At 67.5% G+C, this 11,496-nt stretch carries 13 protein-coding genes and 1 pseudogene; 4 read left to right on the top strand and 10 right to left on the bottom strand.

What is annotated here, in order from left to right:
- Positions 1–36 precede the first annotated feature (36 nt).
- Positions 37–345 carry a hypothetical protein gene (locus tag ACFC09_RS45120; protein WP_376538873.1) on the bottom strand — a complete coding sequence of 103 codons (309 nt, stop codon included), beginning with the start codon at positions 343–345 and terminating at the stop codon, positions 37–39.
- Complete coding sequence (locus ACFC09_RS45115; protein WP_376538871.1) at positions 326–754, bottom strand: ATP-binding protein; 429 nt, start codon at positions 752–754, stop codon at positions 326–328. The genes ACFC09_RS45120 and ACFC09_RS45115 overlap by 20 nt, the downstream gene beginning before the upstream one ends.
- 188 nt (positions 755–942) lie before the next feature.
- Here ACFC09_RS45115 and ACFC09_RS45110 point away from each other — a divergent pair, with 188 nt between their 5' ends.
- The 3 genes from ACFC09_RS45110 (at position 943) to ACFC09_RS45100 (ending at position 3,058) form a co-directional block, all read left to right on the top strand.
- A complete protein-coding gene (locus tag ACFC09_RS45110) occupies positions 943–1,812 on the top strand; it encodes a helix-turn-helix domain-containing protein (protein WP_376538869.1) in 870 nt (289 codons plus the stop codon).
- On the top strand, positions 1,809–1,988 hold the full coding sequence (locus tag ACFC09_RS45105) for a DUF397 domain-containing protein (protein ID WP_376538867.1): 180 nt from the start codon (positions 1,809–1,811) through the stop codon (positions 1,986–1,988). The genes ACFC09_RS45110 and ACFC09_RS45105 overlap by 4 nt, the downstream gene beginning before the upstream one ends.
- A 644-nt stretch (positions 1,989–2,632) precedes the next feature.
- Positions 2,633–3,058: a DUF4232 domain-containing protein gene (locus ACFC09_RS45100; RefSeq protein WP_376538865.1), complete on the top strand. Its 426-nt coding sequence runs from the start codon at positions 2,633–2,635 to the stop codon at positions 3,056–3,058.
- Between the two features lie 82 nt (positions 3,059–3,140).
- Here ACFC09_RS45100 and ACFC09_RS45095 read toward each other — a convergent pair whose 3' ends face one another.
- The 7 genes and pseudogenes from ACFC09_RS45095 to ACFC09_RS45065 all read right to left on the bottom strand — a co-directional run bounded on the left by ACFC09_RS45095 (position 3,141) and on the right by ACFC09_RS45065 (position 10,271).
- Positions 3,141–3,698 (bottom strand): hypothetical protein, encoded by a 558-nt coding sequence (locus ACFC09_RS45095; RefSeq protein ID WP_376538863.1) that lies wholly within the window; start codon positions 3,696–3,698, stop codon positions 3,141–3,143.
- Positions 3,699–3,773: 75 nt separating this feature from the next.
- A pseudogene (locus tag ACFC09_RS45090) lies at positions 3,774–3,914 on the bottom strand (type II toxin-antitoxin system RelE/ParE family toxin); the annotation flags it as partial.
- 65 nt (positions 3,915–3,979) lie between these two features.
- A complete protein-coding gene (locus tag ACFC09_RS45085; RefSeq protein WP_376538861.1) occupies positions 3,980–4,930 on the bottom strand; it encodes a hypothetical protein in 951 nt (316 codons plus the stop codon).
- Positions 4,931–4,963: 33 nt separating this feature from the next.
- Entirely contained in the window at positions 4,964–5,617 is a 654-nt protein-coding gene (locus tag ACFC09_RS45080) for a hypothetical protein (RefSeq protein ID WP_376538859.1), read from the bottom strand.
- Positions 5,618–5,645: 28 nt separating this feature from the next.
- Complete coding sequence (locus ACFC09_RS45075; RefSeq protein WP_376538857.1) at positions 5,646–6,119, bottom strand: hypothetical protein; 474 nt, start codon at positions 6,117–6,119, stop codon at positions 5,646–5,648.
- A gap of 329 nt (positions 6,120–6,448) precedes the next feature.
- Positions 6,449–8,698: a glycosyl hydrolase family 18 protein gene (locus ACFC09_RS45070; RefSeq protein ID WP_376538855.1), complete on the bottom strand. Its 2,250-nt coding sequence runs from the start codon at positions 8,696–8,698 to the stop codon at positions 6,449–6,451.
- Between the two features lie 679 nt (positions 8,699–9,377).
- Positions 9,378–10,271, bottom strand: a complete 894-nt coding sequence (locus ACFC09_RS45065; RefSeq protein ID WP_376538853.1) for a virginiamycin B lyase — start codon at positions 10,269–10,271, stop codon at positions 9,378–9,380.
- A gap of 113 nt (positions 10,272–10,384) precedes the next feature.
- Between ACFC09_RS45065 and ACFC09_RS45060 the strand changes: the two genes are divergently transcribed.
- Positions 10,385–10,627, top strand: coding sequence for a hypothetical protein (locus tag ACFC09_RS45060; RefSeq protein WP_376538851.1), 243 nt, complete (start codon positions 10,385–10,387; stop codon positions 10,625–10,627).
- A 66-nt stretch (positions 10,628–10,693) separates the two neighbouring features.
- Here the strand turns inward: ACFC09_RS45060 and ACFC09_RS45055 are convergent, their stop codons facing one another.
- Positions 10,694–11,305, bottom strand: a complete 612-nt coding sequence (locus tag ACFC09_RS45055; protein ID WP_376538850.1) for a hypothetical protein — start codon at positions 11,303–11,305, stop codon at positions 10,694–10,696.
- Between the last annotated feature and the right edge of the window lie 191 nt (positions 11,306–11,496).

Here is an 11,496-nt window from a genome sequence, read left to right as displayed (position 1 = left end):
TGTTCTGTTGGCAGTGGTTTACGGTCGCCCGGAGCATCAGGGGCTGAGGATGTACGGCCGTACCACGTCGTCGTCGGTCTGCCAGGTGGGTGGCGTGCGGGTGCGGGCTGGGGCCTGCCAGCATTCCTCTTCGCGTGGGACCGGGAGATACCGGCCGGTCGCGCGGTTGCGCTTGGCCCAGCGGCGCCAGCGGGCGTCGTACGGGTTGGGCTGCCGCCACACGTAGGGGTCCGGGGTCCTGGCCTCTCGCGCGAGGTCCATGAAGTCGGTGCAGTCGGTCGTGGGGCCGTTGGAGCGTGGTGGGCCGAGGAGGCGGGCGAGCGCGTCATGAACCCGCCGGAACATGAGCCGCCCCCTCCAGCCTTTCCGTGACCGTGAACCGGGCCCACACGCACTTTGCGTCCGGCTCCTGCCGGTGACCCCACTCCTCCGCGAGGCCGGCCACGAGCGCGAGTCCGCGTCCGCACTCCTCGTCCGGGCCGGAGTCGTGGGGCCGGGGGAGCAGATCCCGGTCCGGGTCCGAGACCTCCAGTACCAGCGCCGGTCCGTGGAGGGTGAGCGTGACCTCGATGCCGACGAGGGAAGTACGGCAGTGGGTCACGGCGTTGGTGACGAGTTCGTTCGCGGAAAGTGTGACGGCGTCGGCGATGTCACCGGTGATCCCCCAGTCCGCGAGGGCCTTGCGGATGCGGTGGCGGGCGGCGGGGACGTGGTCTCTGCGGTTGGGGATGCGGAAGGTTTCGGTTTCGGGCATGGGGGTGCCGTACCTCCTGACGTCGAGTCAAGATTCGTTTTATTGCGGCGCCTTCAGGAAGCTACGGCCGAATATGGTGCGTGTACAACCCGCTCAAGTGAATGCATTCACTCGTTCATCCGATCGGGTGATGCGTGCTCGGGGTGACAGCCGGTGTGGCATCGTTGCCGCGGGAAAGGGGAGGTCTCATGCCCGCAGGTGGACGTCCGACAGTGCGCAGCAGGCGCCTGGGTACCGCGCTCAAGCAGTACCGGCACGCCGCAAGGCTTGATCAGCCGCAGGCGGCGGAGGTCATCGCGGCAAGTCAGGCCAGAATCAGTCGTCTTGAGAGCGGACATGTCACCGCACGTGTGATCGAGGTACGGCTGCTGCTGGATGCGTACGGTGTCAAGGACCTGGTGGAACGCGCCAGGCTGGAGGAACTGGCGAAGCATTCCAAGAATCGGGGCTGGTGGTTGGAGCATGCGGAACATCTGCGGCCGGACTACATGGATCACATCGCGTTAGAAGACGACGCCTCGTATATCCGGGAATGGCAGCAGGTACTGGTGCCAGGGCTCCTGCAAACTCAGGCATACACAGAGGCTGTCATCCACACCAGCCCCAACTACATGCCTCCCGAGCGGGTCACCCAGATGGTCAAGGTGCGAGAGGCCCGCCAGGCAAAGATCGAGGAGGGCGGGGCGACGTACTCCGTCATCGTCTGGGAAGCAGTGGTCGCCCACCCTCTGGTGGGCGTCGAGGTTCACCGAGAGCAACTCTCGGCAATCCTTGACGCCATGAAAAGAAAGAACGTGACCGTACAGGTACTCCCGTTCAGCGTCGGGGCACTGGCTACGGTGACCTCTGCTTTCTCTACGTTCAGCTTTGACTCCGAACCGGCCGTTCAGGCTGTGGCACTGGAGAACCTGAGAGGCACTTCGGTCCTTGAAGGCCCGGAGGACCTTGCTGCTTACGCCAATATGTACGACCTACTACGATCGTCGGCGTTGGCGCCGGACGCGAGCGCGAAGCTCATCCGGGGCATACTGCGGAGCTTGAAGGAAGACGCATCGTGACCGAAGTTATAGGCCCTTTCCGCAAGTCGTCGTACTCAGGAGCCGAGAGCAACTGTGTCTCGGTCGCCGACACAACCGGCAACGGCCGAGCCATCCGCGACAGCAAGCACCAGCACGGCCCCCTCCTCACCGTCTCCCGCGAGACCTGGCAGGCGTTCATAGACCAGTTTGCGTAGGGATCGCGCAGAACGAAGGGCGCCCGGCGGGACCGCGGGGCGCCCTTCGGCGTCGCCGACCAGCTTCGGCGCGCAGGAGAACACCGTGCCCGCTGACACCCCGGCGTTCTCCGCCGCGTCCTCCAGCCTTTCCACGACCGTGAACCGGGCCCATGCGCACTGGGTGTGCGGCTCCTGGTTCCGGCGGCAGATGGCGTAGGTTCGGCAAGGTTTTGCCCGCTTTCCTGTCAAGGTGCGTCGACTCGACTGTCACAGGCGTGTCTTGGTGCACCTCCGGCGCCAACAACTTGGGTGGGTGCGGCCGTCGTATGAGGCAACGACACCCGTTCGGCCGTAGCAGGCGACCGACATTGCCCCCAGGAGTACCACTGATGCGCCTCAAGAAGATCTCCGCTCTTGCTCTCGTTGCCGCTGCTGCCGGCCTTTCGCTGACCGCGTGCAACGCAGGCGCGACCGCTTCCGCAGGCACGAACGCGTCCGCCTCCGCGGGCAGCTCCACGGGGAGCCAGGACTCGCCCTCGGGTTCCTCCTCGTCGGGTTCGTCTTCGTCGGGTTCGGCTTCGTCAGGCACCGGTGCTTCGTCTTCGTCCGGCTCCGGTACGGGGAACGCGACCACCTCCAAGAACACGTCCGCGACGGGCTCCATGTGCAAGACCGACAACCTCGGCTTCAGCGCCGCCTCCGCGGGAGTCAAGAACGAGATCGTCGTCAACCTGAAGAACGACGGTTCCAGCACGTGCAGCATGCACGGCTTCCCGGGCGTCCAGCTCGTGGGCCCCGACGGCCTGGGTGACACCGGACCGGACGCCGCCCGCACCGACATCACGCCGGACTCGCCGGAGACCGTCACCATCGCCCCCGGCGAGGAGACCCGCTTCCTGCTGGACTACATCCCGGACACCAGCGGCTCCGGCAAGACCTACACCCGGCTCTCCGTCACCCCGCCCAATGAGACAGTCTCGGAGATCGTGGATCTCCATGGCCAGGACATCACCATCTCCGCTGCCGGCGGCAACGCTCCCGACGTGTACGTCGATCCGATCGGCTACCACGTCGGCTCCGGCAAGTGAGCCCGGCAGCGGCGTCCTCACCCGTATCGCGGTGGCTGCGGTAGCTGTGCTTCGGGATTCGGGATTCGGGCTTCCGGCGAGGTCACCACGGTGCTGTCCGTGCCACCCCGCCCGTCTCCAGGGCCACCCAGAGGGCATCGTCGGGGCCGAGTGTGATGCCGTGCGGTTCGGATGACGGTGACGGCAGGTCGTACTCGGTGATCTCGCCGCTCGCGGTGATGAGGGCGAACTCGGTGATTTCTCCGTCGGTGGTGATGCGGCCGACGCGGTCGGTGTTCATCTGCGTGAACCACATCGCACCGTCCGGACCGGCGGTGATGCCGAACGGTCCGCTGTCGGGCGTGGGTGTGGGGAAGGCCGCAGTCTCTCCGTCGGTGGTGATCCGGCCGATCTGGTGGTCCTGGGACCGGCTGAACCACAGTGCCCCGTCCGGCCCGGGGGCGATGACCGTCGGGCGACAGGTCGGCGAGTCCAGAGGAAATTCGTCGAGTTCGCCGTCGAGGGTGAGTCGCGCGATGCGACCGCCGTGCACGAGGGTGAGCCACAAAGCACCGTCGGGGCCGGCGGTGATGCCGTAGGGCCCGGCTTTCTCGTCCGCCACCGGGATCTGGGTGACGGGCGGGGTGTCGGAAGGGGGCACGGCAACTCCTTGCGCGGGGAGGGGGAGGAAAGCGCGGGATGTTCTGAGCCGACGGCAGGGGCGTTCGAGCAGTGTTCAGGCGTCGTAGGCGGTGGAGCGATGCACGGCGTGTACCGCCCATACCGTCAGCTCGCCGTTGTCGGTCGTGTACACCATGCGATAGTCGCGCACTCGTAGGCGGCGGTGGTCGGGCTGGGAGACAAAGGCGAAGGCGTGGCAGGAGCGACCTTCTCCTCCGCCTTGCCTTCTCGGCCGCCGTTACAGGCCCGTCGGCGGGACGGTCATTTTCTCTTCCGGGTTGCCTGCTGGCTCTCCGCGGACTGCGTCCAGGGGAGTCCTTGGGAAGAGCTGGACGCATAGTTGGACTCCCCGAGAGGGGGCTGTAGGTCGGCGAGGCGCACGTCCAAGGGATTGCCGATCAGGTCGCTTGGGTCGTGGCTGCTGTTGGACTGCACCCATTTCCTCGTCGCCTCGTCCAACCTCAGCCCGTGCCATTCCAGCACCGCCGCCAGGCCATCCTCTACAGGTTTCTTTCGTGGGTGGTATCTCAACTTATGCAGAAATTGGCCGGTGGGGACATTGAATTCTATACCATTCAGCGTCAGCGGGTCTTTCTGGTACTGGGTAGGTAGGTCGAATCGTGGTCGCGTGCGCAGTGCGGCCGCATAGTCAGAATCACGCCAGATCACCTTTGTCCCGGTAGGTTCCAGCTTCCATCTGCCGGCTTTCTGGCTCCAGTAGATGTTCTCGCTGTGCCGTTCCAGCGCACTGATCGCGGCCTGCCCGAAAGATTTTTCTCGTCCCAGACTTCGCATAGTGTGCAGCCAGGCGCCTAGATCTACATCTTTAATCGAACCGTCGCCCAGGACCACGGTTTCGAGCCCCTCCCTAATCTTCGGCAGGTTGCCGGGTGCTCGGGCGTTCAATGCGGCCACGTAAGGAGCATCTTTAAAATCTTGTACTGCTTCGGAAAGATTCGTTACAAACCACTTCTGTGAGTCATTTTTTTGCTCGATTTTACCGCCGTGCTTTTTTAGTGCGTCGATCAGCGCGGCATCCGGATACTTGCTCAGTCCAGCGTTCCGGAATCGATTCAGAAATCGACCCAGATTAATTTCGTAACTCACGCCGTTCACGTGCACCTCTTGCGATGCAGACGGATAGGGAAGATCGCCTCGGGCCCGGGCCATCAGTTCAGCCGCGTAAGCAGCTTGCGGAATTTGTGCAGGCATGTAGGGCCTCCTCAGGATTTTTCTGGGGTTCCATCACGGATGCTTTTTGGTCTCTGACGGGCAGCGATGACCACGGTGGCGGCTACATGCCAGGGGTTCGTGCTCTCCGTGGCCGACCGGGTGATCTCGCGGGCAGGTCCGATTGGGTTGAGCCACGGGCTGCGGCCGGTGTTCATGTCCACCCGCTCGGTCCGATGCCCAGGGCGTCGAAAGGAAGAACCGCCGGCCGGCAGTCGGCCGAGCATGCGTCGCCGTGTTTTCGGGATCGGGCACGACGAAGGGCGCCCGGCGGTGGACCGCCGGGCGCGGTGTCGACGAGCAGGTGGCGAGGGTGTTCATCAGGGTGCCGTTCGGGGTGTCGCCGGACATCTCCCAGATCATGCCGCCGAGCGGCCCCTTCGATTTGATGTACTCCGGCTTCTTCCCGATTGACCAGGTGTCGTGGACGACGGTCATGGCGGGGAAGGTGCTGATCAGGTTCTGGTAGCCGCGGGTGCCCGCCTCCTCCGCGAACTGGCCGGGGGCTGCGCCGTCCACGGGCTGGGAGGCGGCGAAGGCACGGCCGTAGTCGGCGTCGGCCGCCCCATCGCCTTCGCTCGGGTCCTGGGGATTGCCGGAGACACCCTCGGCTCCTCCACGGCCCCGTACTCGGTGATGGCCTCGATCGCCAGGCGTCTCCTTGATCATCGGATCCGCCGGCCATCGGACACTCCCGTCAGCGCCGACGCGCCTTCTTGGGCCCGTGGTCCTGGGCCGCAGACTGCTTGTCGGCGGCTGGACCGGAACCCGTACGGGAAGCCGCGCCCGAATGCATACCGCTCTGCTCCTTGAGCAAGCTGGCTCGTACGGCGTCGGCGAGGCGGTAGCCAGGGCCGGTGCCGGAAGTGCGGGATTCCGCGCGCTCACTCCCATCGGGCTGCGCCTGGGGCATGTTGCGTCGTAGGTAGTCGGCGAAATCGTAGCCGGGGCCGGTGCCATCAGCTACACCCATGGACTGCCGCATGGCTGTCAGATCATCCCGAGAAGCCCCCGGATCGGTGCTTGGACGCTGAGCACGAAGCACACCCGAACTACGCACAAAATTGGCAAAGTTATAGGTGTCCTCCTGAGGGCGCGCGGCAGCGGAGCCCTGGTTTGGCTGGGATTCTCGCTGCGAGCCGGAATTCCACTGCTCGGAGGTCGGTGCCATTTTCCATCCTTTGCTTGAAACGGTGCAGTTCAGGCCGGCAACCGGCTGGGAGTGCGCGGGGCAAGGAACGAGTGAGAACGGACGAGCGGGCGCGGCAGCGGTGTGGCGACACCAGTCATCACATCCGCATCGCACCTGCTGCTGGGCGAGCTTCTCCCCGGCCCACCGTCTCCCCTGGCCGTGCCCCAGGCTCCACAACGGAGGAGGCGCCGTAACAGTTCAACCTCGGCCCGCTGAGCATGCGTTGCCGTGTCCTCGGGACCGCGTAGGACGGGGGCGCCCGGCGGTGGACCGCCGGGCGCCGTGTCGACGAACTCGTGGCGAGGGTGTTATTGCAGGCCGGTGTACAGGGAGTTCATCAGAGTGCCGTTCGGGGTGTCGCCTGACATCTCCCAGATCATGCCGCCGAGCAGCCCTTTCGTTTTGATGTACTCCGTCTTCTTGCCGATCGACCAGGTGTCGTCGAAGGACCACCACTGGCCGCCGTTGCCCGTGTAGCCGTAGGTGGAGATCGACTGGGGGTCGTGGACGACGGTCATGCTGGGGAAGGTGGTGATCAGGTTCTGGTAGCCGCGGGTGCCCGCCTCCTCCGCGAACTGGCCGGGGGCTGCGCCGTTCGCGGTCTGCCACTCGCCGCTGACTCCGCCGTCCGCGACCTCCTTCCAGCCCCGGCCGTAGAAGGGGAATCCGATGGTGAGTTTGCGCGGGCTGACACCCGCGTCGGTGTACGCCTTTACGGCACCGTCGATGCTGAAGTCGTTGGGGTAGGGCGACTGGGTGTCGGCGTAGAGGTTGGCCTGGTGGCCGGTGCGGTTCGGCTCCCAGGAGTTGTCGCTGCCGGCGCCGTGGAAGTCGTAGCCCTGGACGTTGGCGTAGTCGAGGTCCTTGAAGATCTTCGAGGTGTCCCAGCCCGCGTCGATCTTCTTCGGGTCGGCCGGGGTGAACGCGGTGAGCAGTTTGTGGTCGCCGCCGAGCGCGTCGAGCTGCTTGCGGAACTCGGCGATCAGCGCGGTGTTGTTGGCCTTGTCGGCGGTGCTCCAGTGGTTGCCGGGGTGACCGTCCGGGGAGCCGGGCCACTCCCAGTCCAGGTCGATCCCGTCGAAGATCCCGGCGGCTGACCCCGGTCCTCCGGCGCCGTTGTACGCGGGCAGATCGCCCTTGATGTACATGTCCACGCAGGACTTCACGAACTTCTGGCGCGACGCGTCGGTCGCGGCGACGTCGGAGAAGTACTTGGAGAACGTCCACCCGCCGAGCGAGATGACGATCTTCAGGTTCGGGTACTTGGCCTTGAGCTTCTTGAGCTGGTTGAAGTTGCCGCGCAGCTTGCCCCAGCCGTCGTCGGCCACGCCGTCCACGGACTGGGAGGCGGCGAAGGCACGGCCGTAGTCGGCGTCGGCGTCACCCGCCCCATCGCCTTCGCTGGGGTCCTGGGGGTTGCCGGAGACACCCTTGACCACGCCGTTGAGGCAGGTGAGGTTGACGGGGTCGATGTTGCCGAAGGCGTAGTTGATCACGTCCAGTTTGGCGGCGGCGCCGGAGGTGTCCAGGTTCTTGACGTTGTACTGGCGGCCGTAGATGCCCCACTGGACGAAGTAACCGACGGTCGCGTAACCGCCGTTGCCGACGGCCTCCTGCGTGGTGACGTTGAGGGTGTTGCTCGCCGGGGAGGCGTTGTCGGCGGCGTCGCGTGCCTTGACGGTGAACCCGTAGGCCGTGGCGGGGGACAGCCCGGTGACGGTGGTGGTGAGGGTGTCCGCCGGGACCGTGGCCACCTTCGTGGTGCCCTGGTACACGTCGTAGGCGGCGATGCCCTTGTTGTCGCTCGCCGCGTTCCAGGCCAGGGCGACGGTGCTGGAGGTGACGGCGGTGGCGCGCAGGCCGCCGGGGGCGGTCGGCGGGACGGGGTCGGTCGCCGGGTCCACGGTGGTGGCGGTGACGGGCGCGCTCGGCGTACCGAGGTTGCCGCGGGTGTCCTTGGCGCGGACGGTGAAGCTGTAGGCGGTCGCCGGGGTCAGGTCGCTGACGGTCGCGGAGGTGGTGGCGGTGGCCGCCACGACGGCGTCACCGCGCAGCACCTCGTACCCGGCCACGGGGAAGTCACCGCGGGCCGAGGCGTTCCACTTCAGGCTCACCGTGCGGGCGGTGGTGGCGGTCACGGCCACTCCGGCCGGTGCGGACGGGGGCACGGCGGGGCTGCCGTCGCACTTGTCACCGTTGATCAGGCAGCCGGTCGGCGCGGTGATCGGACCGGTGGCGACGAACCAGTAGCTGTACGGCTCGGTGCTGCCGTTCGCCGGGACAGTGGCGTTGTAGTGGGCGTTGGTGACGGTGACGTGGGAGCCGTTCACGGTCGCGGTCCCGTTGTAGTGCTGGCTGATGGCGACCCCGGTCGGCAGGTCGAACTCCAGGGTCCAACCGGTCACCGGTGCGCCACTGTTGTTCTTGACCACGAACGTGCCCTTCCACCAAGGGCCGTTGTCGGCGCTGGTGAACGAGGCGGTGAGAGCGCCCGCCGCCTGTGACGGCGTGGCGATGCCCAACAGCCCGCCGAGGGCGAGGAGAAGAGCGGTGAGCACGGCGACGAACCGCCGTCGCCGCCGCGGTGGTGGTGCCAGGGGGCTGATCGATCTGGGTCTGGAGCTGGGTTCGGATCTGGTGAGCACGGTTCTCCTTGGTGTGGGGAGGCGGGAACGGGGTCCCGCGTCGGGTGTCCGTGCGTCGACGTCCGATGACGGGACGGCCGTGAGACACGTACCTGTTCGGGGCGCCGTGATCGGCGCCGGGCAGGTGCGTTGGGGCTGTGCTGTCCCAGAGAAGCCAGTTGTCGTAGCCACGTCAATGAGCGTCGTGCAGGATTGGACTGGACCAATCGCGCGCACTTTTCGCCATGCCCGCCTCCTGTCCCTGGCGGGTGCCCCAGGAAAGGGCTAGACCAATTGCCCTGATTTTTTGGAGGTTTTGCCTGAAGGTCCGCCACCGGTTGGCGGGCCGGCGGAGCCGACCCCTACCCGCAGGGTTACCGGCCGGACTCCGCATCCGCCCCGTACCTCGACAGCGATGGGCAGGATCAGTGTGTGCGGTCGGTAGCGGTCGGCCAGGCGTCCGCCTTCCGCCGTCTGCCCGCTGTGCACGGCGAGTTCCGGGCCGGTTCGTCCCAGCAGGAGAGTCGCACGGTCACTTCGTTCATGCCCGGGACGAAGGGAGAATCAAGCCGCCACCGGGAAGGGTGGCAGACGCCGTCCGGCCCGGTGTCACTCACGGTGCCACCCGTGCCACCGCTCCCGTCTCCAGGGCCGCCCAGAGGGCGCCGTCCGGGCCCAGTGTGATGCCGTGTGGTTCGGATGACGGCGACGGCAGGTCGTACTCGGTGATCCCGCCGGTCGCGGTGATGCGGCCGATGCGGTTCGCGCCCCATTCGGTGAACCAGCAGTCCCCGGTGGTGGCGGCGGCGATGGCGTGGGGGCGGGCCGTGCGGTCGGGGAGCGGGAACTCCTTGATGTCGCCGTTCGGCGAGATCCTGCCGATCTGGCCCGCCGCGATCTCGACGAACCACAGGTCGGCGCCGTCGCTGGTGATGCCCACGGGTGCGGCGCCCGGGGTGGGCAACGGGTGGACGGTGGTGTCGCCGTCGGTGGTGATGCGGCCGATGGCGTTCGCCTGGTTGAGGGTGAACCACAGGGCTCCGTCGGGACCCGTGGTGATCGCCGAGGGAAACGCGCCCTCGACGGGAAGGGGGAACTCGGTGATCTCTCCGTCGGTGGTGATGCGGCCGACGCGGTCGGTGTTCATCTGCGTGAACCACATCGCACCGTCCGGACCGGCGGTGATGCCGAAGGGTCCGCTGTCGGGTGTCGGCACGCGCCAGGATTCCGTTTCGCCGGCCGTGGTGATCCGGCCGATCCGGTGGTCCTGGGACCGGCTGAACCACAGTGCCCCGTCCGGCCCGGGGGCGATGACCGTCGGGCGGCAGACGGGCGAGTCCAGGGGAAATTCGTCGAGTTCGCCGTCGAGGGTGAGGCGCGCGATGCGACCGCTGTGCACGAAGGTGAGCCACAGGGCACCGTCGGGCCCGGTCGTGATGCCGTAAGGCCCGGCCTCCTGGTCCGCCACGGGGACCTCCCGGACGGCCGGGGCGTCGGCAGGGTGCACGGCAACTCCTCGCTGGGACGGGACTCAAGCCCTCTTCCTGGACGATGCCCTGACTCGGACTCGTAGCAGGTCTTGAACGATCGCTGGCACGATCACCACCGCACCCTGCCCAGATGCGGAAGGCGACTGCAACCGCATTTCCCGCGAGTGCTTCACCCTCCGACGCCGACGCCGACGCCGACGCCGACGCCGACGCCGACGCCGACGCCGACGCCGACGCCGACGCCGACGCCGACGCCGACGCCGACGCCGACGCCGGCTCCGGCTCCGGCTCCGACACCGGCTCCGACACCGGCTCCGGTAATACCTCGTCCGACGGCGCGGGCGCCGATCCCGCGCCGGATGTTCTGACCTGACTCCAGGAGCGTTCAGGCGTCGTAGACGGTGGAGCGATCGCCGGCCGATCCGGGCGCCCCGGACTGTCAGACCCCCCTGCCCCCCGCTGCCACGCCCTTCCCCGTCCTCGCTCGGCCCCGGTCGAGGAACCACGCGCCCAGACCCACCAGGACGGCCGCCCCGAACCCGTACACCGGCAGCCACAGGGTCGTCGTCGACGACAGGCAGTCGGCGACGGCCTCGTGGATCTTGATCTGCTGCGCCTGCGCCAGCGCGGCCGGGTCGCGGCCCGCCAGGTCGCCGAGCGCGGCCTCCGCCTCGATGCCCGCGTACCTGCCCACCTCGGGGCACCGGCGCCGCGTGCCCGGCATCGGGAACAACCACGCCGTGCGCTGGAGCACGGGGGCCAGCGCGATCGCCATGCACAGGCCGACCACCAGGGAGAACGCGGCCAGATTCCGCAGGTAGGCGGAGCGGAGGCCGGGCGTCCAGGCCGGCAGCCGGTAGAAGGAGAAGATCACTGCGAACAGCGTCAGTCCGATGTAGCCGGCGAACCACTGCCAGGAGCCCTGCGCGAATGCCGCCGCCAGCACGGCGCCGAGCGCGATGCCGATGATCCCCGCCTGACCGGAGCTGTCAGGGCCCGCGCCAAGGGGCTTCGACCGCCGGGTCTCCTGAAGGCTGGGCTTGTCGTCCACGGTCTCTCCGTCTCTTCCGCATGGTCCGGAGAGCACCAGCATCCGGGCGCGGCGTACCCCGGCAGGGCGCCATGCCGGAACGGCGCGGGCGGCCCGCCCGATTGGCCGGGATGCCGGAGGCGAGGGCCCGTCTCCACCGGCCGTCGGAGGGAACGAGTACGGCGACGGGCGCCCCGCGGAGTACCGCGGGC

Source organism: Streptomyces sp. NPDC056161 (assembly GCF_042268025.1).
In the GTDB taxonomy this organism is placed as follows: Bacteria; Actinomycetota; Actinomycetes; order Streptomycetales; family Streptomycetaceae; genus Streptomyces.
This window is presented reverse-complemented; position numbering and strand designations above follow the sequence as displayed.